Genomic DNA, 26,322 nt, shown 5'->3' with positions numbered 1-26,322 from the left:
TCTGCAGAAACATGCGAACGGCCCGACCCATGAGATCGAGTGGCAGCGTGGGTCGCCAGCTTCGGCCTCGCGAGACGCTGCGCGGGCAAGGAGCGTACGGGCGAGCCGTGATAACCGGCTCCTCCCCCGTCCTCGCCCTCATCCTGAGGTGCCCGCGTCAGCGGGCCTCGAAGGAGGGCTCCAGGGACGGCGCGGCTGGCTCGGGGCCTTCTTCGAGGCCTCCGCTGCGCTCCGGCGCCTCAGGATGAGGTCGCGGGGGATGCCCCAGCCCCAGCCCGCCATCAGTGTCCCATCATCGATCGTTTCAAGGCGCCCCAGGAACGCCTTCAGCGCTCCGTGAGCTTCATCTCGATCCGGCGGTTGCGGGCGTAGGCCTCTTCGGTGGTGCCGGCATCGAGCGGCTGGAACTCGCCGAAGGCGCCGGCCAGGAGATGCTGGGCGGGGATCCCCTTGCCGGCCAGATACTGCACCACCGCGATGGCGCGGGCGGCCGAGAGGGCCCAGTTGGACGGGAATTGCGACGTGTTGATCGGCCGGGCATCGGTATGCCCGTCGACCCGCAGCACCCAGGGCAGATCCGCCGGGATCTGCTTGGCGAGGTCCGCGATGGCGCCGGCGATGCGGTCCAGTTCGGGGCCGGCTTCGGGCTTCAGGGTCGCGGAACCGGCGGGGAACAGTACCTCGGATTGCAGCACGAAGCGGTCGCCGACCACGCGGATGTCCGGGCGGTTGCCGAGGATCTGGCGAAGGCGTCCGAAGAAGTCCGACCGGTACCGGGCAAGTTCCTGGACCTTCTGGGCCAGCGCGACGTTCAGCCGGCTTCCGAGCTCGGCGATGCGCGCCTGAGATTCCCGGTCACGGCTCTCGGAGGCCGCGAGGGCGTCCTCCAGGGCTGCGAGCTGGCGGCGCATGGCGCTGATCTGCTCGTTGAGCAGATCGACCTGCGACAGCGCCCGCTTGGTCGCGCCCCGCTCGGCCTCGAGCTGCTTGTCGAGGGCACCCGCCGCGCCCTGGCTGACCGTCGCGGCCTCGGCCTGGGACTTGGCCTGGTCGCGCTCGGCCTCGACGCCGGCGAGTGTCGTGCGGAGATTCCGGGCCTCGTCCTCCTGGCTGCGACGGTTCGAGCGCTCCAGGGCGAGGAGATCGGTCAGGTCGGCGATCTGCCGGTTGAGTCTGACCAGCGTCTCGTCCCGGCCGGTGAGTTCCTGAGACAGGAAGAACTGGCCGACGACGAAGATCGTGAGCAGGAACACCACCGACAGCAGCAAGGTCGCCAGCGCGTCGACGTAGCCGGGCCAGACATTGAGCGTGCGCCGCGTGCGGGTCGCCGTGGAGGCCACTACACCCGCTCCCGGCCGAGCCGGTCGAGCACTTGCTTCAGCTCGCGCTCACGGCTCGCCTGCGCCTCGACCCAGTCGCGGATCATCTGCTGCTCGGCGCGCATGTGCTGGACGAGGCCCTGAATGCCCTCGGCGAGGTTGGTCATGGCGAGCGTGGCGGCGCGGCTGCCCCCGCCCTCGGCCACCAGGGCGCTCAGGCGATCGATCGCGTCCTTCAGCTCCTGCGTGCCGGCAGCCGGCCGGGCCACCACGACCCCCGCCTCGGCGGAAGTCTCGCCGGACATCAGCCAGTCCTGCAATTCGTTGTGGAACCGGGCATGGGCCTGGCCCGCCTGCAGTTCCAGGAAGCCGGTGATCAGCGAGGAGGCGAGGCCGAACAATGAGGCCGAGAAGGCGAGGCCGATCCCCGACAGCGGCACGGCCAGGCCGGATTTCAGCTCGTCGAACATCACCCCGGCATCGCCGCCGCCGCGCATCCCCTTGATCACACCGCCCACCGCCGAGAGCGTGTCGATGAGGCCCCAGAACGTGCCGAGCAGGCCGAGCAGGATCAGGATGCCGGCGATGTAGCGCAGCATCTCGCGGCCCTCGTCGAGGCGCACCGCGATCGTGTCGAGATAGCCGGCGGTCCCCGGAAGGGTCGTCCCGGCGGCCCGAGCCGCGATCATCGGCGCCATGGGGGCCAGGAGCGCCGGCGGCCGCTTGGCCTGGGCGCCGCGCGCCACGGCGTTGACGTAGCTGGTCTCGCGGAACAGCCGGATGACCTGGCCGAAGGCGATCAGCACCGCGATCAGCAGCACGCCGAGGATAAGCCCGTTGAGTCCGGGATTGGCCAGGAAGGCCGGCGTGATCTGCTTGAACAAGATGAAGGCTAGGAAGCCGACGAGGATCAAAAAGATCAGCATCCGCCCGAGATAGATCCCGGGCCGTGCCAGCGGCTCTCTCTTGACTTCGCCGGTATCGCGGGCGGCCATCGATCGCTTTAGCCTAATCTCGAGATGCGGCCGCCGGCGGCGCCCGTCGCGGCCACTGTGGGGGCAGGCTTGCACGCGATCAAGTCACGCGATGGACACGCTAATCCCAGAAGTGCGGCGCGCTCTCCTCGAGATTCGGCCCGAGGCGCAGCGCCGCGACCCGGGTGGCGAGGCCGCGCGCGTCGGTCTCGACAGCGATCCCGCAGAGCGTTCCCTCGCCGACGGCGACCTCCCAGCGCGATCCCGGCGTCTTCTGGATCATGCGGCGGATCGGCTCGTCCTTTTGCATGCCGATGACCGAGTCGTAATCGCCGCACATGCCGGCATCCGACATGTAGGCCGTGCCGCCGGGCAGGATCCGGTGGTCGGCGGTGGGGGTATGGGTGTGGGTCCCGACCACGAGGCTCGCGCGGCCGTCGAGGTAATGGCCGAAGGCCTGCTTCTCGCTGGTCGCCTCCGCGTGGACGTCGACCACCACGGCGTCGGCCGCCGCGCCGAGGGGGCAGGCCTCGATCTCCCGCTCGACCGCAGCGAAGGGATCGTCCATCGCGTCGAGGAAGACCCGGCCCATGACGTTGACCACCAGGACGCGCGCGCCGGCCTGCGTCTCGATGACCGTCGCCCCGCGGCCGGGCGTGCCGGGCGGGTAGTTCGCCGGGCGCACCAGCCGGGGCTGGCGGGCGATGAACACCAGGGCCTCGCGCTGGTCGAAGCTGTGGTTGCCGAGCGTCACGGCGTCGGCGCCGGCCTGGATCAGCTCGTCGCAGATCGTCTCGGAGATGCCGAAGCCGCCGGCCGCGTTCTCGCCGTTCACCACCACGCAGTCGAGGCGCCAGCGCTCGCGCAGGCGCGGCAGGCGCTCGCAGACCACATTGCGGCCTGAGCGGCCGACGACGTCGCCGAGGAAGAGCAGGCGCATGGGTCAGGCCGTCCTGTCGAAACGGATGACCTCCGCTTCCGTGATCACGAAACGCAGCGGCCGGTCGTGCGGCTCGGCGGGCACGTCCGCGACCTCCTGGGCGGCGAAGCCGATCCCGACGGTCAGGATCGGCCGATGGCGCGACAGTCGCGTGATCGCGCCATCGTAGTAGCCGCGACCGTAGCCGATGCGCTGACCGGTCCGGTCGAAGGCCGCGAGGGGCACGATCAGGGCGTCGGGATCGACGGGGGGCAGCGCGGGATCCGGCTCGCTCAGGCCGAAGCGGCCGGCGACCAGGGCCTCGCCCAGGCGCCACTCCCGGAAGACGAGGCCCTCCGGCGTCACATGGGGGAGCGCCACGGCCTGCCCGCGGGCGAGCAGGCCCTCGGCGGCGGGACGCGGATCCACCTCACTGCGGATCGGCCAGAAGGCCCCGACCAGGCGGGCATCGGTGAGTTCGGGCAGCGCGAGCAGCGCCCGGGCGATCACCGCCGAGGCGGCCTGCCGCGCGGCCGGGTCGAGCGCGTCGCGCGCCGCGAGGGCCCCGCGCCGGAGTTCCGCCTTGCGCGCCACGTCGGGAGAGACGGTATCGGGAGAAGTCGGGTGCGGAGCCACGTGAGCCGTTGGAGGATCGATCCCGGGAAACCTACAGCGTAGGTGGGCGCCGTGTTGGCCAAGTCCAGGGACGAGGCCAGGGACAGCTCCCGAGGGAGTCGATAAGGCCCCGGGGATAGTGCTCCTGACGAACTCTGCAGCCCCGCCACCGACATGTAGCTGTCCGGGCAGCCAACCGCCAGGGCCAGGCCGGCTAAAAATCGGTTCCCCGCCGCCGCGTCAGGGACGGGGAACGAGACGGCGTCAGAACCGCCGCGCGCGGGCGGCACCGTCGATGCATTCGATGCCGCCGCCGGCGTTCAGGGTATGCAGGCGGCTGCCCGGCCAGCCTGGGCCCGGCTCAATCCGGGCGAGGACGGTCTGCGCGAAGCCCGCGCCGTCGAGCCGGTCGATCCGCGCCAGCGCCAGGGCGCGGCCGTAGCCGGCGGCGCAATCCTGGATCGGGCGGATCAGATGTCCGCCGCGCGCGACGATGCGCCCGGCCGGACGCGCGAGCGCGGGATCGACCAGCACCGGATTGGACGGATGCGGCGTGTAGGGCCCCCGGAAGTCCGGTGCGGACCAGAGGTAGAGGGCGTCGTGGAAGGAGCCCGCACCGGCCGGCGCGTCGCGCTCGGCATCGCGCACGGTGGCGAAGATCCACCAGTGCCCCCCATGCTCGACCAGGGTCGCATCGCTCGCGACCACGCCGGACAGGAGCGTCGTCTCCTTGACCCAGCCGCCGGGAAAGCGCGTCGCGCGATACAGGTCGACCGTGCCGGCCGCAGAGCTTTCCGGCACCATCCAGACCGAACCAGCGCGTTTGAAGACGAACGGATACGAGAGGTGGTGGGGCTCCTCCAGAACCGGGACGGGCGCGCCTTCGGGACCGTCCGGACCGAAGCGGACTGCCGAGATGATGGCCTTTCCGGTCGCGTGCGGAAAATCCTCGACGAAGAGGTGGGTCGTTCCGGTAACGGCAATCGGGAACGGATCGGCGTAGAAACGGCGACCGTCATCCGGCAGCACGGTCCAGCCCGAGTCGGGCAACCGCCCGAGATCGATCAGGTCGGGTCCCACGAGGCGCCGCCATCCGCAACGCCAGTGCGGGGCGTTGTAGCAGAGGCGGTAGAGCCGGTGGACGAGCGCGCCGGCGAGCATCCGCCCGGCCTGCCTGCCGAAAACCGGCAGCGCCAGGCCACCGGATCGAGCCTCCGGCTCGGCCGAGCCGGCCGGCGCGGCCGCGCGCCCCGCGATCCGGTCGCGCAGGGCCGCGGTGATCACCGTCACCGTGCGGGCCAGCGCATCGTCGAAGCTCGGGAGCACGACGCCCGGCCGGTCCGCGCCGAGACGGCTCTCGGCGATGATCCGGCCGTCCGCCGCCAGCGTGGCACGCGGAACGGCGTGGGCGAGCAGAGAGGCGAGCAGCGCCGCCTCGCCCGGCGCGCCGTCATAGGCCAGCTGCCAGGTCGCAGGACCGGGCGGGACGTCGCCGCACACGTCGATCACGAGATCGGCTGCCGTGCCGCGGTGACGCCACCGGTCGAGTTCGTGTAGCGGAAGGGGCGCCGATCCGAGCGGCTGCAGGCCATGGACCAGGGCCTCGAGCCGGAAGAGCAGATCGGCGCTGGTCGGCCATGCCCCAGGCCCGGGCGCATCGTCGACGCTCACGCTCAGGATTTCGGGGATGTCTGAGATCCGCCGCAGCAGCGCAGCCTGCCACCGGAGCGGTCGCGTCCCGTCGAGGCGAACTCTCACATGCATCGGCGTTCGCGCTCCGGCCCAGCGCGATGATCCGTCGCTCCGTGGACCGTGCAACGCTATATACCGTCAGCCGTATCGAGAACGATAACATCGCGAAAAGGCGCTCAAACCTGTGAAGAGCGTTTACCAACGTTCCAGTAATCAGCGTTTCTCGCTCGACCGATCGCAGTTATCACGGCTTGTCAGAAGCCCGCGCGACTCTTGCAGCAGGGCATGTCACCCGGGCGGGACTGACCTGGATTGAGACGACGGTGACCGATCGTGGCACGGATCGACCCTAATATCGCTGTCGCAACCTGGCTGACCCCCGTGCAGCCCGGTTATCCCGAGCGGCCGAGCCCCAGCCAGCCGGAGACCACGGCCGAATTCGGGGACCTTTGGCGCATCCTGTGGCGCCGCAAGCGGCTCGTCTTCGGGACGGCCTTGCTGCTCGGCCTGCTGGGCCTGGCTTACGCCCTGATCACTCCGTCCCTCTACACCGCAACAGCCCAGATCCTGATCGATCCGCGCGACCGGCAGGTCGTGTCCAACGACGTCAATCCGGGTGCGCTCTCTCCGGACGGCGGCATCGCGCAGGTCGAGAGCCAGGTGCGGGTGATCGAATCGGACGTGGTCCTCGGACGCGCCGTCGCGCAGGCCGGGCTGGAGAAGGAACCCGGTTTCGGGGTGCCGCAGGACAATCGCGTGCTCAGCGCGCTGGCCGCCCTGCGGGAGATGATCACCGGTCCCAGTGTTGAGCGGCGTGTCGATCCGCGCGGCCGCGCGCTCGACCAGCTGCGGCGGCGCCTCGCGGTGAAGCGCGCCGACAAGGTTTTCGTGATCGACGTCGTCGTCACGACAACGGACCCGGACCTCTCGGCCCGCATCGTCAACGCCATCGCGAACGCCTACCTGGCGGACCAGACAGATGCCCGATCCGATGCCGCCAAGCGCGCGGCGGGCGACCTGCGGGGCCGGCTCGACGAGCTTCGCAAGGCGGTCAACGTCGCCGACAAGAAGCTCGAGGATTACAAGGCCCGCAACGGGTTGATCGCTTCGAGCGGCCGCCTGGTGAACGAGCAGCAGCTGACCGATTTGAATACCCGGCTCGTGGCCGCCCAGGCCCGGACAGCCGAGGCGAAGGCGCGCCTGCAGGGCATTCGCAGCGCCCGCGGGCAGCCGGTCGGGTCCGGCGCGATGCCGGAGGCGGTCCAGTCCTCCGCGATCGACCGCCTGCGCGGCCAGTACGCCGAACTCGCCGCCAAGGAGGCGGATCTGCGCACCAATCTGGGGGAGCGCCACCCCTTCATCGCCGCCGTGCGCACGCAGATGCAGGACGTCCGTCGGCTGATCGACGCGGAACTCAACCGCATCGCGGGCGCCGCCGAGACCGAGGCTCAACGCGCCCAGGCCAATGAGCGGACGCTGACGGCCGAGCTGGAGAAGCTGCAGCGGCAATCGGCGGTGACCGCCCAGTCGTCCGTGCAGCTGCGCGAACTGGAGCGCGAGGTCGAGGCGGCGCGCTCGGTCTACAACAATTTCCTGGTCCGGGCCCGCGAGATCAAGGAGCAGACCAGCATCGACAGCTCCAACGCCCGGATCATCACGGCGGCCCGGCCGCCGCAGGATCCGAGCTGGCCGCCCCGGCTGATCCTGGTTGCCGCAGCGCTCGCCGGCGGACTTGGCCTCGGCGCGGGCCTCGCGCTGACGCGGGAGCACCTCGCGCCGACCGTTCTCTCCTCGCGTCAGCTCGAGAGGCTCTCGAACGCGCCGGTCCTCTCCGTGCTGCCGGGCGCTCGGCCGAGCCGCGCCAACGCGGCGGCCGCGGGCTTCACCCTCGACCATCTCGCGGCGACATCGGGGAGCCGCGCACCCTCGCTGGCGCTGCTCGTGACGTCCGGCAAGGCGGATGACGCGCAGCGCCGGGCCGTCATCCGGCTGCTTGCGTCGGTCGCGGTCGGGCGCGGGGACCGGGTGCTGCTCGTGGACGCGGATCTGCGCGCGGACGGGTCCGGCACGGGCGGCCTTCTCGACGTGTTGCGCAGCGAGCAGAGCCTCAACGCGGTCACGCAGACGGATCCGAAATCCGGAGTCCGCCGGATCGGCCTCGGCGACACCCAGAAACCGATCCGCGACGCGCTCACCCAGGCCAACATCGAGCGCTTCATCGCGGGGGTGAAGGGCCGGTTCGAGCTGGTGATCATCGACGGCGGCGTGCTCACCGAGAACCTGCGGCTCGGCCCCTTGGCGGCCGCAGCGGACAGGCTGCTCCTGGTCGCCTGCAACGGCACGACGCGCCAGAGCGACCTGATCGACCTCGTCGACACCTCAGAGACGCTGGGGCGGCCGATCTCGGGCTCCGTGCTGCTGGGCGGACGCCGGGCTTGATGGGTTCGCGTCCGGCCTCGATCGGGCACCGCTTCGATGCGCCCCCGCGGGCGGGCACGGGCGTGCTGGCGCGGGCCGAGACCGTGGCTTTCCTACTCTGGACGCTGGCGCTCGTCGGCGTCTCGGGCGGCCTCCTCTGGGCACTCGGGCTCAATTACGATGGGATCAGCGGCTCGGCGCCGTCCAAGATCCATCCCGCCACCTACATGGCGGTCGCGCTGTTCGGCTGGGTGATGCTGCGCGCCGGCAACCCGGTCATTCCGGTGGCCAAGGCGCTGACCCGCCGCCCGGCCAGCGTTCTACTGGCGGTCTGCGGCGTCCTGCTCCTCGTCCTGATCGCGGCCCGGGGCGGGACGGGCCTCGCAGGCTCGATCGACACGTTCGTGCTGGCCGGCCTGGTCCCGATCCTTCTCATGGACCGCGACGATGCCATGCTCGGGCGGCTCGAGACCGTGTTCCACCTGGTCATGCTCGCCAACGCCCTGCTCGGGCTCTACGAGGCTGTGAGCGGCCAGCGCCTCTTCCCGTTCCGGTTCGACGGGGCCGCCTTCGAAACCGATACCCGGTCTGCGGCGCTCCAGGGTCACCCGCTCGCCAACGCCACCATGACGGCCTGCTACATCCTCGCCCTGGCCAAGGGCGGCGGCCGGCTCGCTCCACCCTTGCGCGCCGGCATGATCGCCCTGCAGCTCGTCGCGCTGGTCACCTTCGGCGGCCGCTCGGCCACCGTGACGACGCTCGTCCTCGGCAGCGGCGTCGGACTTGTCGCGCTGAACCGGACGCTGCGCAGCGGCCGGATCCCGCTCGCCGGTGCGGCCTGCGCCTGCTTCGCCCTCACGCTGGTGCCGCTGGCCGTGGCGGCCCTGGCCGAGATCGGCTTCTTCGACACGCTGTTGAGCCGCTTCGTCTCCGACGGCGGCAGCGCGCAGGCCCGGGTCGACATGCTGGCGATCTTCGACGCCATCCCGCTCCGGCAGCTGATGTTCGGGCCGGACCTCCTCCAGGTGAGCACCCTGCGGCGGATCTACGGCCTGGAATGGGGCATCGAGAACTCGATCATCTCGGACGTCTTCTATCACGGCGTCCTGGTGACGGCGGTGCTCGTGCTGGCGGTGGGCCTCTACCTCACGGAGGTCGCGCGCACCTGCCGGCGGGGCGTCTGGCTCCCGATCCTCGCCTTCGTGATCCTGGTCAACACCTTCGAAGGCTTGGCCGGCAAGACCACGATGCTCGCCAAGTTCGCCCTGATGCTGATCGTCCTGTTCCCGCCCGGCCGACGCGCGCCGCGCAGCTGAGGACGCCTCAGCGCCGCAGGCCGAGCGCTGCCACGAGGCCTGGATCGACGACGTGGGCATCGCTCATCAGGCCGAGCCCGTCGAACAGGTTCCAGAACGACCACCCGAAGCCCGCCCGCTCCGCTGCCTCGCGCACGTCACGGATGTAGGCGGCGCGATCGGGCGCGCGCGCGGCCGTGAACCGGGCATCGGTGCGCAGAGCCCCGAACTCGCCCATGAGAAGGGCGGCGGGCGGGATGCCGTAGAGGTCGGCCCAGGTCGAGACGGGGGCCATCGCCCGGGCGATGTAGGCCGGACCGGGCTCGGCCGCGAAGTACTCGCGCAGCTTGGCCTCGATCACCGCCAGGTCGCGGGTCTTCTCCGCCTGCGGAACCGCGGGGTTGGCGTCCATGTGGGCCCGGACCGCCGCGAGCGTCTCCTTCAGGCTGCCGTGGGTGCCGGGCCACGGCACGGCGTTGAGCCAGCGGTAGAACGGCTCCTCGGTGAGCCACGTCGCGCCCTGGTGGGAGAACAGGTAGGGCTCATAGAAGTGGAAGGTGTAGAGGAGCGGCGCGAACGTCCGGAGCGAGGCCGGATCGAGGGCCGTCAGCCCGTCGACGAGGCTGCCGCAGGCGCCGGTCGCCACCAGGGTGAGCGACGGCGCGGCCGTGCGCGCGGCCGTGAGGAGGCTCGCCTGGACGCGGTTCCAGGCGAGCGCTCCGCAGGCCTGCGGCGGCTCGTTGACCGGCTCCAGCGCCACCCGGTCGGCGCCCTTCCGGGCGCACAGACGGGCCAGATCGACGATGAGATCCCGATAGGGCTGGAAGAGCGGTGCCCGGTCGGATCCGTAGAAGGCGTCCGGCGTGTAGTGGTGCGTCGCCGCGTTCGCCTGGACATTAACCAGGACGCGCATCCCATTCGCCAGCACAGCGTCGATCGCAGACGACAGATCGCCAAGGAGTTCGCTGCGCCGCGCGCCGGTAAAGGCGACGAAGGGACCGGGATCGAGCGGAAGACGCGCGAAGTCGAAGCCGAGCGCCGCGAGCTGGCGCAAGTCGGATCGGCTCGGCACCGGCCGGTCCGCCTGGAACGGCGGCCAGGCATAATCGGTTCGCGGCGCCGGAAATTCGGTGGTGAGCGAGAACCAGGGCCAGAGCGCGATCCCGCGGCGGAGCCGCAGCGGCTCCACGTCGCTCCGGGCCGGGCGCGGTCCCGCCGCTGCGACGGCGAGGCCGCCCGCCAGGAGCGCCCGCCGGCTCGGCATTACAACTCCGTTCCCGCGGTTGCGCGGGCGGGCGCGACGACGGGCGGCGGGCGGCGGGGTGGCGCCTTCGGGTAGCCGCCGACCCGCCGCACCTCGTCCTCGTAGGCCGCCAGCACGTCGTCCCAGCGGAAGCTCTCGGCGCGCCGCCGCGCCGCCGCGCGGGCGCTGTTGACCGCGGTCGCGTCGGCCAGCACGCGCTCGATCGCGGCGGCGCAGGAAACACCGTCCGTGAAGTAGAACTGCGCCTCGCCCGCGGTGCCGCGGTTGAACGGGTTGTCGTGGGCGATCACCGCGTTGCCCGCCCACAGGGCCTCCACCAGCGAGGGGTTGGTGCCGCCCACCGTGTGGCCGTGCAGGTAGGCGCGGGCGTGGACCCGCAGGGCCTGGACCTGGTCGGCGTCGTAGATGGCGCCGGGGAACAGCACCTCGGGCGAGGCGGCATCCTCCACGGCGCGGTGGTAGGGATCGCCGACCGTCATCGTGCCGAGCACCACGAGCCGCATCCCCCTCGGCCGACGCGAGAACGCCTCGACCAGCGTCAGGATGCTGTTGTCCGGCTCGATGCGGGCGATCGAGACGAGGTAACGATCGGGTTCCAGGCCGAGCGGCGGCCGCCCGAGACCCGGCGGCGGCGGATCGCCCCCGTAGGGGATGGTCGCGATGGCGTCGCGCGTGCGGCGCTCGGCGAGATGATCGGCGATGGCCGGATGGTCCGCGACCAGGCGCTGGGACGACCAGGCGGCGATCCACTCGCTGACATAGAAGAACGCCCTGACCGGCAGAGACCATTTCGGGCGGCGCCACTCGATCCCGTCCATGTTGGTCAGGATCCGGCCACCGCGGGCGCGCAGATAGGGCAGGAACACCGCCCCGTTATAGCCCAGCACGAGGCAGACCCCGTCCCGATTGGCGGCGTCGTGGGCGCAGATCGCATCGAAGGCCAGCGTGGCGGCCGGGCCGCGCAGGCCGACCTCGACGGTGATCAGCTCGACGCCCTCCCAGAAACGCGACGAGACCCGTGTGCCCACGCGATCGACGTCCTTCTGGCAATACACCCCGACGCGCCAGCCGCGGCTGGCCATATGGAGCGCGAAGCGTTCAGCGAAAGTCTCGAATCCGCCATGGGCGGCCGGGATGCCGCGCGTTCCGAGAATAAGTACCGCGGGCGCGCGATCCGACATCGTCCTTCCTTCTCAGCCTGCCCCTCATATTGTATTAGGCCTGTGAACACCAACCCTGTTAGTCAAATTTTCAACCTTAGGTTCATAGTTGATCACCGGAACCAATCTTCCAGCGGGTAGATCGACATAGAAGATGACTTGTTCCGGGGGTGGTCGCGGCGTGCCTGAGCGGGGACTACGCATAAGCTGCGTGCACCAGGGCTACGAACTCTACGGGTCCGACCGCTGCTTCATCGAGACGGTGCGCGCCCTGCGGGCCGCCCATCCGCGGGCAGAGATCGACGTGGTCCTACCCCAAGCCGGCCCGATCGTCGCGGCCTTGGAGCCCTATGCGTCTCGAATCGTGGTCGAGCCGCTCTGGATCCTGCGTCGCAAGAACCTGCCGCGCCTCGCCACGCTGGGCATGATGGCGCTGCCGAGTGCGGTGCTGCGCGCGCTGCGACGGATCCGTGCGAGCGACCTCGTCTACATCAACACCTCCGTCGTGGCCGATTACCTGCTGGCCGCCCGGCTGAGCCCCGGGCGCAGCATCGTGCACGTCCACGAGATCGCGGAGGGGGCGGTGCTGGCGGTCCTGCGCGGGCTGATCCGCTGGAGCGGCGCCAGCGTGGTGTTCAACTCGCGCGCCACCGAGCGCGCCTTCGCGCTGCCGCCGCGCCTCCTGACGCGGGTGGTCTACAACGGCATCGCCGGGCCGGCCGAGCCGAACCCGTCGACCTACGACGGGACGCGTCCGCTCCGGGTGCTGATGCTCGGGCGGATCAGCCGGATCAAGGGCCAGGACGTGCTGATCGAGGCGCTGGCCTCCCTCCCGGAGTCGACGCGGCGTCGGATCGAACTGCGCATCGTCGGCAACGCCTTCGAGGACGAGGCCCGCGAGCGCGCCCTGGCGGCCCGGATCGCCGAGACCGGCCTGTCGGACCAAGTCAGCCTCCGGCCGTTCGTGGCCGCCCCGGACACGCTCTATCGCTGGGCCGACGTGGTGACCATGCCGTCGCAGCGGCCCGAATCCCTCGGGCGGGTGGCCATCGAAGCCATGTCGTACGGGGTGCCGCCGCTGGTGACCGCGATCGGCGGGCTGCCGGAGGTCGTCGATGACGGCAGGACCGGATGGATCGTGGCGCCCGGCGGCCCTCAGCCGCTCGCCGACGCGCTGGCGCGGATCGTCGCCGAACCGGAGAGCTGGCGAGACTTCGGCCGTGCGGCACGCGCGCGCTACGAGGCCCTCTTCTCGGAACGCTCGGCGGCCGACGGCATCACCACCATGGTGCAGGCGACCCTGAGCCGATCGTCGGCACCGTGAACAGGGCTGCCAACCCGTGCGAAGCCGGAGGCAGCCCCGTATTCGGCCGCGAATGGTCCGGTATCGCGTTCCATGTTATGAGCGGCCCGCTCCTCGACCGGAACCAGTCTAAGACGGCTGATTTAGAGAGCACGCAAGTGGGGGTGAGCACCGGTCGAAGGTCTTGCCGGCGATCTATCCGGGTTCAAGCGTGGCAGCGCACGCGCCGCATTCGCGGGAATCGGGCCTTTTTCGGCGAAGGGAACGCGACTTTATGGATATTGCCCATTTCATCCAGCAGATTATCCAGAAGGTCTCGGCCGAGAATCTGCTCGCGGCGGGCATGCTGTTCGCGACCGCGCTCGGTTGCGCGCTGATCGCGTATCTCCGAACAGCGGAGAGATACTCGTTCGCGGAATTCTTCGAATTCACGATCCCCCGTGAGGTGATCGCGCATCCGTCCGCGCGGGCGGACCTGCTGTTCTACATCACCCGCAAGGCGATCATGCCGTTCCTGCTGATCCCGGCCGGCGTGACCTTCGTGGTCGCAGTCGGCTATGCCACCAACAGGGTCCTGGGCGCGATCTTCGGGATCCACGAGCCGGTCTTCGGCGCACCGGGAGCGATCACCGTGGTGATCTTCACCGCCACGATGCTCCTCGCCTACGACCTCTCCTATTACCTCTATCATACGGCCCAGCACCGCTATCCGTTTCTCTGGGAGCTCCACAAAGTCCATCACTCGGCCGAGGTCATGGTCGGCATCACCAAGGATCGGGTGCACCCGCTCGACGAGTTGATGAACCGGGCCTGGGACGGGGTGATCCCCGGGATCTGCTTCGGGATCTGGAGCCTCGTCGCCCTCAATCCCGTCGAGCTGACCGTGTTCGGCATCAACGTCTACATCATGCGCAACATCCTGATGATGGACTTCGTGCGGCACACGCATTTCAAGATCTCGTTCGGGCCGCTGAACAACGTCGTGCTGTGCCCCCACTGGCATCAGCTCCATCACTCCACCGCACCGCATCACTACGACAAGAACTTCGGCCTGCTGTTCTCCTTCTGGGATCGCCTGTTCGGGACGCTGTGCGTGCCGGAGCCCAACGAAGATTTCAAATTCGGGCTCGTCGATCGGGATGTTGCGGATTATCAATCCCTCTCGGGCCTCTACCTGCTGCCGCTGAAGAAGATGGGCCGGCGGATCACGCGGCAGGCCAGGCGCCTGCGCGGAGCCGTGTCTCAGCCGCGTCCGGGCGCATGACCATGGCCCTCGAGCACTTCGAGACGATTCGCACGAGCGAGCGGCTGGCCGAGGTCGGTCCGGCCTGGACCGACCTGTGGCGACGCAGCGGCGCCCTCGTCTTCCAGAGTCACGCCTGGATCTCCGCCTGGTGGGCGAGCACGCCGGATCGGGAGCGCCGGGCCCTGGCCATCGTGCTGGCCTGGCGCGGGGAGTCGCTCGTCGGCGTGATGCCGCTCGCGACCGTGCGCCGGAAGGGCCTCCGGGTTCTCGAATGGGCCGCGAAGGAATGCGCGGATTTCGGTGACGCGCTCCTGGCCCCCGGGACGGACCGGGATCTCGTGCGGCGGATGTGGCGCCATGCCGGTCAGGCCGGCGGTTTCGACCTCGCCTACCTGAACCGGCTTCTCCCGGGCGCCGCAGCCCGGGCGCTGCTCGACAGCCCGGGCGGCGGGATCCGGCTGCGCCTGAACCATCGCGAGGAGGCGAATTGGCGGGTGCGCGGTCCCTGGAAATCCGGGGCGGCGTGGTTCGACGCACAGTCGAAGAAGACCCGCCAGAACTATCGGCGCGGCCAGAAATTCATGGGCGAGCGCGGCGCGCTGACCTTCCGCCTCCTCGGTCCGGAGGAGCCGCTCGCACCGGTTCTCGAGCGGCTGACCACCTTCAAGCGGGCCTGGCTCGCGGCCCATGGGCTGGCCTCGACGGCGTTCTACGACGAGGGATCGCAGGCTCTGCCTGCCATGGTCGAGGTCCTGCGCGAGACCGGGCTGCTCCATGCCTTCGTGCTGGAATGCGGCGGCGCGGTCGTGGCGGTCTCAATCAACTTCGTCCAGGCGGGCGCCATGATGGCCTTCGTCACCACCTACGATCCGGCCGCGGAGCGGGGCTCCCCCGGCATGGTCCTGATGATGGACTACATCATGTGGTCGATCGACCACGGGTTGCAGACCGTCGATTTCCTATGCGGCGACGAGGGCTTCAAGGGCCGTTTCGGCACCGAGATCATCACCCTGGCCTCGCTGATGGGCGCGCGCACGCCGCAGGGCGCGGCCGCACATTTCGTGGACCGCGCCCGCCACGCGTTGCGGGGCCGCTTCGGTACACCGGCGGCGCCCGTGGACACGGCGCCGGCCGCCGAGGCTGTCACCTGACGCGACAGATCCTTTCCGGACGCGCCCGGCCTCAGGTCGCGCAGGCGGACGGCGCGGCGTGCGACATGCGCGCGAGGCTCCGAAAGGCGTTCACCGACCAGGCCAGCGTGGCGATCTCGGAGGCGAGCAGGCCGAGGAGCGCGGTGGCCGCCGGCAGGAGCAGGAGGGCCGGCACCATCAGGGCGAAGCCCAGCGCAGCGCTTGCCACGGCGCCCGCGGTGATGGTCCGGAACGCCGCCGATGCTTCCAGGTAGGCGCGGGGGAGCGCGTAGAGCAGCGAGACGGTGACCACGGCCCAGACGCCGAGCCCGATCCATCCGAGCGGCGCGTCGGCGAACCGCCCCTTGAACAGGATCTCCTCGATCAGCGGCAGCAGCGCGGCCATCGCGGCCCCGTAGGCGAGGCAGGCGCAGCCGAGCAGCGCCGCCTGGCGGATCACGATCCGCCGGGCCGCCTGAACCTGCCCGGTCGCGCGCAGCCGGATGATCTCCGGCAGGACCATGTTCATCAGCGCGCTCGTGGGAATGCGCAGGGGCGCGTAGAGCACGAGCGTCGCCGCGATGGGGGCGTAGGCGGCCGGGCCGGCGAGAAGGGCGAACAGCAGGGTCAGGCCCTGGCCCTGCACCGTCAGGCTGGTCACGCCCGCGAGCGACCAGGCCAGGGTTCGCCAGATCGCCCGGTAGCGCGCCCGGGTCCGCGCGTGCAGCGAGATCCGGAGCCGCTCGCGGAGCACCCCGTAGGCCACCGCGATGGCGACCGCGTGAGCCAGCGCGATCGCCGCGAAGGCATGATCGAGGAGCACCGCGCCCGAACCGTCGAGACCGAGTGCCGCGAACACCGTCCCGCAGGCGGCGTAGACGACGTCGCTGAGCCCGGCGATCCGCGCACGGCCGCGAGCAAGGAGCACGATCCGCAGGTAGCTGCGGAAGGCGTAGAGACCCACAAAAGCCCCGGCCGCCAATGCGCCGAGGCCGATCACCGGCACGAGGGCGAGCCCGACGCCGATGCCCATCACGCCGGAGACCAGCAGCGCGCCGGAGCCGAACATCACGTCGTAGCCGAGAGCTGCCGGCCGGCCGATGCTGCGGGCGACATGCAGGGTCGCCGGAATCGCCACCAGCGCGCGGATGTAGGTGATGCCGACGGCGCCCACCGTGAACACGATCGCGAACAGCCCGTAATCGTGCGCGTCGAGTTCGCGTACCAGCAGGATGTTCAGGACGAAGTGGAACAGGCTCTGGGTCAGCTCGCCGGAGAGGATCACGGCGAACCGCCCCGAGACGGCAGCCCTCAGCGCACCGAGCAGCCGGCCGGGCCGCGTACGGCCGGCATCCGTCGTGCGCAGAAGGTCATCGGGATACGACATGTGTCTCGACATACGCGTGCGGGCAGCCATTCGCCGCAGGCAGCGAGAGAGGCTGCCGGCGGAGACCTAGGCGTCGGGGATCGGCACGGCATCCGCACTGTCCCGGACGCTTGGCCTAGCCCCGCTACGTTCCCGCAGCGTGTCTGGTTTCACGTCCGAATTCGTCCTGCAGTGCGGCGAGACAGCGCGCGAGGTCATCCTCGTCGGCCCAGACATGCGGGCTGACGCGCAGGGCCTGCGCGCGCTCACTCACGAACACGCCCCTGCGGTGCAGGCGATCGACGACGCCCGCGGGAAGTCCGCTCGGCGAGCGCAATCCGAGGATGTGGGGCGCGCGCAGGTGCCGCGGCGCGACCGAGAGCGGCAGCGCCGCGGCTGCCTCCGCGAGTCGATCCGTGAGCCCGCGCAGCCGGGTCGCCACGGCCGGCACGCCCCAGCCGGCGATCAATTCCAGCCCGGTCGCCGCCATGGGCAGAGCGACGGGATCGTTCAGCTCGCCGCGATCGTAGCGGCGCGCGCCCACGGCCGGGGGGCGGTTCCCTAGATTGTCCTCGATCGCGGTGCCGTCCTGCCGGTGGGGCGCGGCGTAGAGGAAGCCGAGGCCGTAGGGTCCCAACGCCCATTTGTAGGTCGGGAAGGCCAGAAAGTCGGGCCGCCAGCGCGCGACATCCACCGGCACGGCACCCACCGCCTGCGTCGCGTCGATCACCAGAGCCGCGCCGGTCCGGTGGACCGCGGGCGCCAGGCGGTCGAGATCGATCAGGCCGCCGTCGGTCCAGTGCAGCGGGGTCAGGGTCGCGAGCGCGAGCGGCGGGGCGCCCGGGCGCTCGATCGCGTCCAGGATTGCGGCGGTCCAGTCGCCGTCCCGGGGACGCGCGACCTCCTCGACGACGAGGCCGTGGACGGCGGCGAGCATGTCGAACGCGAAGCGCAAGGACGGGAACTCGTCGGCGACCCGCAGCAGGCGCCCGCCCGGCATCGGCTCGATGTTGCGCGCGGCGACGGCCATGGCGTGGCTGATCGAGCCGACGATCGCGACGTCGTCGGCGGCCGCCCCGATCAGCCCGGCGGCGGCCGCACGGGCCCGCTCGGCCCAGGCGGGGATGGCCTCGCGGGGGTGCTCCCAGGGACGGCTCTTGGTCAGGATGCCCGCCTCGCCGGCCGCGCGGACGGCCCGCGGCAGGGGCGACCACGCCGCCGCGTCGAGGTAGCTGACCCCGGGCGGGACCTCGAAGAGGTGGCGCTGGGACGGGAGCTCTTCGGCGGTCGACATGGCGGGACCGTAGAGGATCGGACCCGTCGGAGCCACGCTCCGGAGCTTGATCGCGCCGCCCCGATGCCGCAAGCCGGCGGACCACATCCCCGAGGCCGCCCGTGCCGACCCACCTGCCCACTCGCGATCCCGCGCCGCCATGGGCCGCCTGAGCGCCGATTGCTTCGACGCCGCGCCCGCCCCGATGCGGGTCGCCGATGCCGTCGCGCTGATCCGGAGTCGGTTGCCGGTTCTGTCCGGGATCGAGACGGTGGACCTCGGGCGCGGGGATGGCCGCGTGCTCGCCGAGGATCTGGTCGCGCCGATCGATCTGCCGCCCTTCGACAACGCCGCGGTGGACGGCTACGCCGTGCGGACGGCCGATCTGTCACCCGGAGCAGAGACCCGCCTGCCCCTCGGCGGCCGTGTGCCGGCGGGGCGTGCACCGAGCGAGGCCGGCGCAGGCTACGCGGTCCGGATCTTCACCGGAGCGCCGCTGCCGCCCGGCACCGATACGGTGGCGATGCAGGAGGATGTGCGCCTCGACGGCGGGACCGTGGTCCTTCCGGCCGGCCTGGCGCTGGGCGCCAATCGCCGCCGCGCCGGCGAGGATGTGGTCCGCGGCCGCCTCGCGATCCCGGCCGGCACCCGTCTCAGCCCGCGGCATCTGGCGCTCGCCGCCGCGCTCGGGCTGCCCGGCCTGCGCCTGCGCGTGCCGCTGCGCGTGCCGCTGCGCGTGGCATTGTTCTCCACGGGTGACGAGCTGGCACCGGCGGGCGAGCCCCTGCCGCCCGCCGGCATCCACGATGCCAACCGGCCGATGCTCGCCGCCCTTCTCTGCCGACTCGGCACCGTGCCGGTCGATTTCGGCATCCTGCGCGATTCGGCCGCCTCTCTCCGGGAGCGCGTCGCGGCGGTGGCGGCGGATCACGACCTGATCGTGACCTCGGGCGGCGTCTCGGTCGGCGAGGAGGATCACGTCCGCACCACCGTTGAGACCTCGGGCGGCCTGACCTTCTGGCGCCTCGCGATCAAGCCGGGCCGGCCCGTGGCCCTCGGGCATGTCGCCGGCACGCCCTTCATCGGCCTGCCGGGCAACCCGGCCGCCGCCTACGTGACGGCGCTGGCGATTCTCCGCCCGCTGGTCCTCCACCTGTCGGGGGCGTTGGACGCGGCGCCGTCGCTCACCGTGCGGAGCGGCTTCGCCAGCGCGAAGCGTCCGGGCCGGCGCGAGTTCCTGCGCGTGTGCCTCCGGCCGGGCGCGGATGGGACACCCGAAGCCGTCCCGGCGCCCGGGGGCGCCCTGTCGAGCCTGTCCGGCAGCGACGGGCTGGTGGAACTCGCCGAGGACCTGACCGCGATCCGCGTCGGCGATGCCCTCCCCTATACCGCGCATGGCGATCTCGGCTGAGCTGTTGTTCCCGTGCGCGAGCCTGTAGAGCCTCGCGGAGCGCTTCCACCACCGTTTCGAGATTCCGTGTCCCTGCTCGCAGACCGCGCCCCCGCCAAGGTCAACCTGACGCTCCACGTTCTCGGACGGCGGGCGGGCGACGGCTATCACGTGCTCGAAAGCCTCGTGGCCTTCGCGGGCACCGCGGACCGGCTAACCCTGGATCCGGGCGCTCCGCTAGGGCTCGCCGTCAGCGGGCCGACGGCCGGGCCGGCTGGCCCGACGGCGGAGAATCTGGTGCTGCGCGCGGCCCGGGGGCTGGCCGCGCGGGTCCCGGACCTGCGGACGGGCGGCTTCCACCTGATCAAGCGCCTGCCGGTCGCCGCCGGCATCGGGGGCGGATCCTCCGATGCCGCCGCGGCCCTGCGCCTGCTCGCGCGCCTCAATGGGCTCGCCCTCGACCATCCGGCCGTCGTCGCGGCGGCGCGGGAGACCGGGGCCGACGTTCCGGTCTGCCTCGATCCGCGGGCCCGGATGATGCGCGGCGCCGGCGAGGACATCGGACCCGCCCTCGGCGTGACGCCGCTCCCGGCGGTGCTGGTCAATCCCGGCGTCCCGGTCCCCACCGCGCCGGTGTTCAAGGCGCTGGGCCTGACGGTCGGCGAGACGCGCGCGGGCGCGGCCCATCCGGTCATCGCCGCGGGTCTCGACCGGGACGCCGTCGTCGCGGCGATCGGCCCGGCCCGCAACGACCTCGAGGCGCCGGCCCTGACCGTGGCACCGGTGATCGGCGAGGTCCTGGCGGCACTGCGGGCGCGCGGCTGCCGGCTGGCGCGGATGTCGGGCTCCGGCGCGACGGTGTTCGCGCTGTTCTCCGACCGCCGCGGCGCGGTGCGCGCGGCGTCCGCCCTGCGCCGTGCCCATCCGGGCTGGTGGGTGGCGCCGACTTTCCTGCGCTGAGGCGCGGGATCTCAGGCGGGCTCCGCCTCATAAAGCGTGACGACGCCGCCGGCCTCCGGCACCATCACGCGCCAGCATCGGGTCCGCGGCAACGCGGCCGGATCGACGGCGCTGGCGAGGCCGGTCGCGACATCGAAGAGTGCGCCCCATCCGGATTCATCGCGGCCGCACAGGTAGGCGCGCCCGTCACCGAGATGGAGGGCGGCCGCTGACGTCGCGGCTTGGCCGGATGCGGGGGCGCCGCTCGGCGCGATGACGGCGCCGCGCAATTCGAGAACGTCCGCGTCGGGCGGCAGATCGGAGCGGACGGGCAGGTGGCCGCCCTCCGTGCTGCGCCGGTTGAGGAGCAGCGCCGCCGGTCGCCCCTCCCGGCTGACCAGGAGGGCAAGATCCGGCCCGTCGCGGCCGGCCATCAGGCAGCAGGCCCCGGGCCGGACTCGGTCGAGCCTGATCGTCCGCCCCGGGATGCGAAGGCCCTCGGTCATGCTCCGACCTGTGTTCGGCGCGCATCGCGGCTGCGGAAGAACGCCCGCCGCTCGGCCTCGGCGCGCACCACGGTTGCGCGGACCTGGAGCAGGTCCTTGCGCGTCAAAAGTCCAACCAGCCGGCCGCTCTGCGGATCCGTGACCGGCAGGCGCCCCTGCCCGGCCGCGAGCATCACGTCGAGCGCGTGCGAGACCACGTCGCCCGGATGGACCACCGCGAGATCGGCATCCGAGACGCGCTCGCCGAGGGTGCCCTCCGCCGCGTCGCCGTCACGCTCCTCCAGGGCCCAGTCCAGCGCGTCGCTGCGCGAGACCAATCCGACGGGGCGGCCTGCCCCGTCGACGACCGGGTAGGCATGATGGGCTCCGTCCTCGATAGCCGTGAGCGCGTCGGTCAGCGGCAGGTCGGCGGCCAAGGTCTCGACCTTCGGGGTCATCACCGCCGCGACCCGCGCCAGGTCGTAGGGGTCGATCCCGTATTCACGGGTCACGTGCTGGCCGCGCCGGGCGATCTTCTCGGTGAGGATCGAGCGCTTCAGAAGCAGGACCGTGACCGCGTAGGCCGCCATGGTGGCGGCCAGCAGCGGGGCCAAAGCGGCGATGTCCCCCGTGACCTCGACCGCGAAGACCACGCCGGTGAGCGGTGCAGGCAAAGTGCCGCCGAGCATCGCGGCCATGCCGATCAGCGCCCAGAAGCCGTGCGCACCCGGCAGGAGCAGGCCGAGCAGCCATCCCACCGCACCACCTATGATCAGGAGCGGCGCGAGCACGCCGCCGGACGTGCCGGAGGACAGGGCGGCGAGCCAGATGATTGCCTTCACCGCCAGGATGGTCACGACGGCGCCGGCCAGCATGTGCCCGGACAGCAGATCGTGGATGACGTCGTAGCCGACGCCGAGCGCCCGCGGCTCCACGAGGCCGCCCAGGCCGACCACCACGGCGCCCAGGGCCGGCCACCACATCCAGTGAATGGGCAGCCGGCCGAAGCCGTCCTCAAGGGCGTACAGAATCCGCGTCAGGCTGCCCGAGATCAACCCGCAGGCTATGCCCACGGCCGCGCAGGCGGGCAGGCCCCACCACGGCAGGTTCGGGTTGTCCGCGAAGGGAAAGAGCGGGCCGGCCCCGAACAGGGCGGGACGCCAGCAGGCCGCCGTCACTGCCCCGACCGTCACCGGGACGAGGCTGCGCGGGCGCCATTCGAACAGCAGCACCTCGAGGGCGAGCAGCACGGCCGCCACCGGCGTGCCGAAGATCGCCGTCATGCCGGCGGCTGCCCCCGACACCAGGAGGGTCTTCCGCTCCGCGGCACTTAGATGGAAGAACTGGGCGAACAGGGAGCCCACCGCGCCGCCCGTGACGATGATCGGCCCTTCGGCGCCGAACGGGCCGCCGGTCCCGATCGCCACGGCCGACGAGACCGGCTTCAGCACCGCCACCTTGGGCGACATCCGGCTGCCGCCGATCAGGATCGCCTCCATGGCCTCGGGGATGCCGTGACCGCGGATCTTCTCGGAGCCATAGCGCGCCATGGCGCCGACGATCAGCGCGCCGATCACCGGGATGGCGACCATCCACGGCCCTGGCGTCGCGTCCGCGAGGGAGGTCAGGGCCGTGTCGAAGCGGCCGTACCACGCGAAGTTGGTCACGAGGCCGATCAGCGTCAGCAGGATCCAGGCGGTGCCGCTCGCGGCGGTGCCGGTGACCACGGCCATCCCGGCCAGCGTCAGGACCCGTCGATCCGCGCTGAAGTCGCCCAACGCCCGGCGCAGCGGCCTCTCGCCGCCACGCTTGATCTCGGTCCCGCCGTTCATCTGGATCTCCGGTTGGTGTGTCCGCCATTTATGTCGTGATACGATATATTCCACAACTGCGCGGCTGCGGACCGAACGCTGTTCGGGCCTTGTGAGGGGGTCGGGCCGGCGGTGGCACAGAAGGCGCACGCCGGGATCCGAGCCGGGACATCTGGAGGCCGTGATGAGTCACGCAGCGCCGAAGGGCGACGCACACACCGAAGCGCTCTCGCCTGAGCAGTACGCGGCGCTGGCGGATTTCCGGTTCCGGCTCCGACGGTTTCTTGCTTTCAGCGAGGCCGCCGCCGCCCGGGCGGGTTTGCCACCTCAGCAGCATCAGGCGCTGCTGACCCTCGCGGGCCATGCCGGGCGCCAACCCGCTACGGTCGGCCTGCTGGCCGAGCAGCTCCTGATCGCCCCCCACAGCGCCGCTGAGCTGGTCACCCGGATGGTCGAGGGCGGTCTGCTCGCCAAGGCGCGCGCGGCGGAGGACCGGCGACGGAGCGAGCTGTCGCTCACCCCGCGGGCCGAGGCGCTGCTGAGGACCTTGACGGCGGCCCATCTGGAAGAGCTCCGCGATCTCGCACCGGCGCTGGTCGAGGCGTTGAAGCCGGCCGTGCCTTGACGGCGCGCGACGCCGGTGGCCCGCTTGCTGCGGGAGCAACCGATGGCGGGCCGGAGCGACTCAGAAGCGCGCAGCGCCAAGCTGCGAAAGGTCTACGCGGCCCTGGTCGCGGGCCCCGCGTCGGTCGCGGACCGGCGGATCGAGGCGGCCTTCGCGGCGATCCCACGGGAAACGTTCGCCGGGCCGGCGCCCTGGACGATCCTGACACCGGCGCCCCGTCGGTTGCGGCAGCGCGGTCCGGTCTACGTGCGGACGCCGGACGACGATCCCGCCTTTCTCTACCAGGACGTGCTGATCGCGCTCGACGCCGAGCGCGGCATCCATATCGGCCAGCCAAGCCTCCACGCCCTCTGCCTCGACGCCCTGGCGCCGCAGCCCGGCGAGACCGCGCTCCAGGTCGGCACCGGCAGCGGCTACTACACGGCGCTGCTTGCGCATCTGGTCGGGCCGACAGGACAGGTCCACGCCTACGAGATCGATCCGGACCTCGCCGCCCGTGCAACCGCCAACCTCACGCCGTGGCCCTGGGTGCAGGTCTGCGCACGGTCGGGCGTGTCGGACCTGCTCCCCGCCGCCGACGCGATCTACGTCAATGCCGGCGCGGCGAGACCGGCCCGCGCCTGGCTCGGGGCTCTGCGGCCGGGCGGGCGCCTGCTCTTCCCGCTCCAGTCCGGTCAGGGCCGCGGCGGAATGCTGCTGCTGCAGTGTCCGAGCAGCGGGTCGGCTTGGCCGGCCCGGTTCGTGTCCTTCGCGATCTTCATACCTCTGCGGGACATGCCGCAAGAGGACGCCCCGGCACTCGCCACGGCCTTCGGCAGGGGCGACCTCCTGGCGGTGCGGTCATTCCGGCTCGCGGGACCGCGCGACACGAGTTGCTGGTACGATGGCGGCGATTGGTGGCTCTCCACGCGGGAACCCTGAGGTGCTGCCTCAGCGTGCCCGCGCCACGCAGAACTCCACGGCGCCGATGAGCGCCGTCTTCACCGGTCCGTCCGGGAAGACGTCGAGGGCCGTCCGGGCCTGGGCGCCGTAATGGTGGGCGCGCGCGACGGTCTCCTCCAGGGCGCCATGGCGCTGGAGCAGATCGAGGGCCGTCTCCAGATCGTCGTCGCGGATCTCGCCCTGCTGGAGGGTCCGACGCCAGAAGCCGCGCTCGCCCTCGCTGCCCCGGCGATGGGCCAGCACGATCGGCAGGGTGATCTTGCCCTCGCGGAAATCGTCGCCGACGTTCTTGCCGAGCTCCGCCGAGGTGCCGCCGTAATCGAGCACGTCGTCGATCAGCTGAAAGGCGATGCCGAGATTCATCCCGTAGGCGCGGGCCGCCGCCTGCTCCGCCTCCGGCCGGCCGGCGAGGACGGGCCCGACCTCGCAGGCCGCGGCGAACAGCTCGGCGGTCTTGCCGCGGATCACCGCGAGATAGGCCGCCTCGTCGGTCTCAAGGTTCTTGGCGTTGGTGAGCTGCATCACCTCGCCCTCGGCGATCACCGTGGCGGCCGCCGAGAGGATGTCGAGCGCCCGGAGCGAGCCGACCTCGACCATCATCCGGAAGGCCTGGCCGAGCAGGAAGTCGCCGACCAGCACGGAGGCTTCGTTGCCCCACTTGATCCGGGCGGCCACGCGGCCACGCCGCATGTCGCTCTCGTCGACCACGTCGTCGTGCAGGAGCGTAGCGGTGTGCATGAACTCGACGCTCGCGGCGAGCTTCACGTCGCCGTCGGTGTCGCCCGCATAGTGGCAGAGCTTGGCGCAGGCGAGCGTCAGGATCGGGCGCAGGCGCTTGCCGCCGCTGGCGATCAGGTGATTGGCGACCTCGGGGATCATCGCCACGTCCGATCCCGTCCGCGACAGGATCGTGGTGTTGACCCGCGCCATGCCGTCAGCCACCAGCGCGACGAGGTCGTTCAGCCCCGCCTCGGCCTCGGGCTTCGGGTTCTCGATGGAGAGGGCCATACCCAAGATCCGTGACCTCCAGACCGGTTGCCCCACAGGGGGCGGGCGATCCCTTCGCACGCGCCCCGCGGCGCCGCAACATCGCTCCCGGCTGGATATGGTGTGCCGGAAACGCGGATCTCACGCGACGAAAGCGCCGATCCGCGCTCCTCTGACTTCGGTGCGCGCCCGATGATCGAGCTGATCCGTGCCAACGACGTCGTGCTGATCGGGTTCGCCCGCTCGGTTCTCGAAGCGGCCGAGATCCCGGTTCTCGTCGCCGACAGCCACATGAGCCTGATGGAGGGCTCGATCGGCGTGTTCGGGCAGCGCCTGCTGGTGCCGCGAGACCATGAGGCCCAGGCCCGGCGCCTGCTCGTCGGTGCCGGGATCGCTCACGAGCTGCGCCAGCCGTGAGCCCGGAGCCGGACGGCTTTCTCGGCGGACGCCTGCGCCTGCATCAGCCACCGCGGGGCGCGCACAGGGCCGGGACGGACGCAATCCTGCTCGCGCAGCTGCTGGTTCCGGCGGCCGGCGATCGGCTCTGCGACGCCGGCGCCTCGACGGGCGCCGTCGGCCTCGGCTGCGCCGCGCTGGTGCCGGGCCTGAAGCCGACGCTGATCGAGCGCGATCACGACGTCGCCGAACTGGCTCGGGCGAATGCCGGGCTCAACGGCATCGAGGCTCGGGTGATCGAGGCCGACCTGCTCGCGTCCGCGGCGGAACGCCGCGCTGCGGGCCTGCTGCCGGACAGTTTCGACCTAGTGCTGACCAATCCGCCCTTCTTCGACGGCGGCGGCCACCGGGCCTCGCCCAATCCAGGACGGGCGACCGCCCACACCTTTGCCGGGCAGGACCTCGACGCCTGGATCCGGGCCTGCACGGCGGTCCTTCGACCCGGCGGTCGCCTTGGGCTCATCCACCGGGCCGACGCGCTGCCCGCCTGTCTCGATGCACTCAAGGGACGCTACGGCGGCATCGCGATCCGCCCGGTCCACGCCCGGGCCGAGGCACCCGCGATCCGCCTCCTGATCAGCGCGACCAAGGGCAGCCGCGCCGCGCTGAGTCTGCGCCCGCCGCTCGTGCTGCACGATCCCGACGGGCGCTTCACCCCGGAAGCCGCAGCGCTCCATCGCGGAGCACCGTGGCGGCCCGCCTGACCCCTCCGT

At 71.4% G+C, this 26,322-nt stretch carries 23 protein-coding genes and 1 other RNA gene; 11 read left to right on the top strand and 13 right to left on the bottom strand.

Annotation, left to right across the window (positions count from 1 at the left end; all coding sequences use genetic code 11):
• Nucleotides 1-326 precede the first annotated feature (326 nt).
• From ABIE45_RS09875 to ABIE45_RS09850, 6 genes are all read right to left on the bottom strand, one after another.
• Nucleotides 327-1,340 (bottom strand): peptidoglycan -binding protein, encoded by a 1,014-nt coding sequence (locus ABIE45_RS09875; protein WP_192706550.1) that lies wholly within the window; start codon nucleotides 1,338-1,340, stop codon nucleotides 327-329.
• Nucleotides 1,340-2,314 carry a MotA/TolQ/ExbB proton channel family protein gene (locus tag ABIE45_RS09870; RefSeq protein WP_192706549.1) on the bottom strand — a complete coding sequence of 325 codons (975 nt, stop codon included), beginning with the start codon at nucleotides 2,312-2,314 and terminating at the stop codon, nucleotides 1,340-1,342. The genes ABIE45_RS09875 and ABIE45_RS09870 overlap by 1 nt, the downstream gene beginning before the upstream one ends.
• Before the next feature lie 100 nt (nucleotides 2,315-2,414).
• Nucleotides 2,415-3,233 carry a TIGR00282 family metallophosphoesterase gene (locus tag ABIE45_RS09865; protein WP_192706548.1) on the bottom strand — a complete coding sequence of 273 codons (819 nt, stop codon included), beginning with the start codon at nucleotides 3,231-3,233 and terminating at the stop codon, nucleotides 2,415-2,417.
• 3 nt (nucleotides 3,234-3,236) lie between these two features.
• A complete protein-coding gene (locus tag ABIE45_RS09860; RefSeq protein WP_192706547.1) occupies nucleotides 3,237-3,848 on the bottom strand; it encodes a 5-formyltetrahydrofolate cyclo-ligase in 612 nt (203 codons plus the stop codon).
• Nucleotides 3,838-3,994, bottom strand: a non-coding RNA gene (ssrS, locus tag ABIE45_RS09855) — 6S RNA. The genes ABIE45_RS09860 and ssrS overlap by 11 nt, the downstream gene beginning before the upstream one ends.
• 97 nt (nucleotides 3,995-4,091) lie before the next feature.
• Nucleotides 4,092-5,591 carry a formyl transferase gene (locus tag ABIE45_RS09850; RefSeq protein WP_192706546.1) on the bottom strand — a complete coding sequence of 500 codons (1,500 nt, stop codon included), beginning with the start codon at nucleotides 5,589-5,591 and terminating at the stop codon, nucleotides 4,092-4,094.
• 261 nt (nucleotides 5,592-5,852) lie between these two features.
• On the opposite strand from ABIE45_RS09850, the gene ABIE45_RS09845 reads away from it, so the two are divergent.
• Together ABIE45_RS09845 and ABIE45_RS09840 are read left to right on the top strand one after the other, a co-directional pair.
• Nucleotides 5,853-7,958: an exopolysaccharide transport family protein gene (locus tag ABIE45_RS09845; protein ID WP_192706545.1), complete on the top strand. Its 2,106-nt coding sequence runs from the start codon at nucleotides 5,853-5,855 to the stop codon at nucleotides 7,956-7,958.
• Entirely contained in the window at nucleotides 7,958-9,253 is a 1,296-nt protein-coding gene (locus tag ABIE45_RS09840; protein WP_209578320.1) for a VpsF family polysaccharide biosynthesis protein, read from the top strand. The genes ABIE45_RS09845 and ABIE45_RS09840 overlap by 1 nt, the downstream gene beginning before the upstream one ends.
• A 7-nt stretch (nucleotides 9,254-9,260) precedes the next feature.
• Here ABIE45_RS09840 and ABIE45_RS09835 read toward each other — a convergent pair whose 3' ends face one another.
• Together ABIE45_RS09835 and ABIE45_RS09830 are read right to left on the bottom strand one after the other, a co-directional pair.
• Entirely contained in the window at nucleotides 9,261-10,496 is a 1,236-nt protein-coding gene (locus ABIE45_RS09835) for a cellulase family glycosylhydrolase (RefSeq protein WP_192706544.1), read from the bottom strand.
• Nucleotides 10,496-11,677 carry a DUF1972 domain-containing protein gene (locus ABIE45_RS09830; protein ID WP_192706543.1) on the bottom strand — a complete coding sequence of 394 codons (1,182 nt, stop codon included), beginning with the start codon at nucleotides 11,675-11,677 and terminating at the stop codon, nucleotides 10,496-10,498. The genes ABIE45_RS09835 and ABIE45_RS09830 overlap by 1 nt, the downstream gene beginning before the upstream one ends.
• A 190-nt stretch (nucleotides 11,678-11,867) precedes the next feature.
• Between ABIE45_RS09830 and ABIE45_RS09825 the strand changes: the two genes are divergently transcribed.
• From ABIE45_RS09825 to ABIE45_RS09815, 3 genes are all read left to right on the top strand, one after another.
• Nucleotides 11,868-12,980: a glycosyltransferase family 4 protein gene (locus ABIE45_RS09825; RefSeq protein WP_373622260.1), complete on the top strand. Its 1,113-nt coding sequence runs from the start codon at nucleotides 11,868-11,870 to the stop codon at nucleotides 12,978-12,980.
• A 253-nt stretch (nucleotides 12,981-13,233) separates the two neighbouring features.
• Entirely contained in the window at nucleotides 13,234-14,223 is a 990-nt protein-coding gene (locus tag ABIE45_RS09820) for a sterol desaturase family protein (RefSeq protein ID WP_192706541.1), read from the top strand.
• 2 nt (nucleotides 14,224-14,225) lie between these two features.
• A complete protein-coding gene (locus tag ABIE45_RS09815) occupies nucleotides 14,226-15,356 on the top strand; it encodes a GNAT family N-acetyltransferase (protein WP_192707339.1) in 1,131 nt (376 codons plus the stop codon).
• Between the two features lie 31 nt (nucleotides 15,357-15,387).
• On the opposite strand, the gene ABIE45_RS09810 is transcribed toward ABIE45_RS09815, so the two are convergent.
• Both ABIE45_RS09810 and ABIE45_RS09805 read right to left on the bottom strand, forming a co-directional pair.
• Nucleotides 15,388-16,722 (bottom strand): lipopolysaccharide biosynthesis protein, encoded by a 1,335-nt coding sequence (locus ABIE45_RS09810; protein ID WP_373622259.1) that lies wholly within the window; start codon nucleotides 16,720-16,722, stop codon nucleotides 15,388-15,390.
• Between the two features lie 124 nt (nucleotides 16,723-16,846).
• Complete coding sequence (locus ABIE45_RS09805; protein WP_373622258.1) at nucleotides 16,847-18,031, bottom strand: aminotransferase class V-fold PLP-dependent enzyme; 1,185 nt, start codon at nucleotides 18,029-18,031, stop codon at nucleotides 16,847-16,849.
• Nucleotides 18,032-18,134: 103 nt separating this feature from the next.
• On the opposite strand from ABIE45_RS09805, the gene glp reads away from it, so the two are divergent.
• A complete protein-coding gene (gene glp, locus ABIE45_RS09800; protein ID WP_192706540.1) occupies nucleotides 18,135-19,385 on the top strand; it encodes a gephyrin-like molybdotransferase Glp in 1,251 nt (416 codons plus the stop codon).
• A gap of 66 nt (nucleotides 19,386-19,451) precedes the next feature.
• Nucleotides 19,452-20,324 (top strand): 4-(cytidine 5'-diphospho)-2-C-methyl-D-erythritol kinase, encoded by an 873-nt coding sequence (locus tag ABIE45_RS09795; protein WP_192706539.1) that lies wholly within the window; start codon nucleotides 19,452-19,454, stop codon nucleotides 20,322-20,324.
• A gap of 11 nt (nucleotides 20,325-20,335) precedes the next feature.
• Here the strand turns inward: ABIE45_RS09795 and ABIE45_RS09790 are convergent, their stop codons facing one another.
• Both ABIE45_RS09790 and ABIE45_RS09785 read right to left on the bottom strand, forming a co-directional pair.
• Nucleotides 20,336-20,809: a hypothetical protein gene (locus ABIE45_RS09790; protein WP_192706538.1), complete on the bottom strand. Its 474-nt coding sequence runs from the start codon at nucleotides 20,807-20,809 to the stop codon at nucleotides 20,336-20,338.
• Nucleotides 20,806-22,620, bottom strand: coding sequence for a chloride channel protein (locus tag ABIE45_RS09785; RefSeq protein ID WP_192706537.1), 1,815 nt, complete (start codon nucleotides 22,618-22,620; stop codon nucleotides 20,806-20,808). The genes ABIE45_RS09790 and ABIE45_RS09785 overlap by 4 nt, the downstream gene beginning before the upstream one ends.
• A 163-nt stretch (nucleotides 22,621-22,783) precedes the next feature.
• Between ABIE45_RS09785 and ABIE45_RS09780 the strand changes: the two genes are divergently transcribed.
• Both ABIE45_RS09780 and ABIE45_RS09775 read left to right on the top strand, forming a co-directional pair.
• On the top strand, nucleotides 22,784-23,224 hold the full coding sequence (locus ABIE45_RS09780; protein ID WP_192706536.1) for a helix-turn-helix domain-containing protein: 441 nt from the start codon (nucleotides 22,784-22,786) through the stop codon (nucleotides 23,222-23,224).
• Between the two features lie 42 nt (nucleotides 23,225-23,266).
• Nucleotides 23,267-24,145 carry a methyltransferase gene (locus ABIE45_RS09775; RefSeq protein ID WP_192706535.1) on the top strand — a complete coding sequence of 293 codons (879 nt, stop codon included), beginning with the start codon at nucleotides 23,267-23,269 and terminating at the stop codon, nucleotides 24,143-24,145.
• Nucleotides 24,146-24,154: 9 nt separating this feature from the next.
• Here the strand turns inward: ABIE45_RS09775 and ABIE45_RS09770 are convergent, their stop codons facing one another.
• Nucleotides 24,155-25,174: a polyprenyl synthetase family protein gene (locus ABIE45_RS09770; protein ID WP_192706534.1), complete on the bottom strand. Its 1,020-nt coding sequence runs from the start codon at nucleotides 25,172-25,174 to the stop codon at nucleotides 24,155-24,157.
• A gap of 171 nt (nucleotides 25,175-25,345) precedes the next feature.
• Here ABIE45_RS09770 and ABIE45_RS09765 point away from each other — a divergent pair, with 171 nt between their 5' ends.
• Nucleotides 25,346-25,570, top strand: coding sequence for a DUF2007 domain-containing protein (locus ABIE45_RS09765; protein ID WP_192706533.1), 225 nt, complete (start codon nucleotides 25,346-25,348; stop codon nucleotides 25,568-25,570).
• Nucleotides 25,567-26,313, top strand: a complete 747-nt coding sequence (locus ABIE45_RS09760) for a methyltransferase (RefSeq protein ID WP_192706532.1) — start codon at nucleotides 25,567-25,569, stop codon at nucleotides 26,311-26,313. The genes ABIE45_RS09765 and ABIE45_RS09760 overlap by 4 nt, the downstream gene beginning before the upstream one ends.
• Nucleotides 26,314-26,322: the final 9 nt, after the last annotated feature.

Origin of the sequence: Methylobacterium sp. OAE515, assembly GCF_041806315.1 — a bacterium.
GTDB classification, from domain to species: Bacteria; Pseudomonadota; Alphaproteobacteria; order Rhizobiales; family Beijerinckiaceae; genus Methylobacterium; species Methylobacterium tardum.
This window is presented reverse-complemented; position numbering and strand designations above follow the sequence as displayed.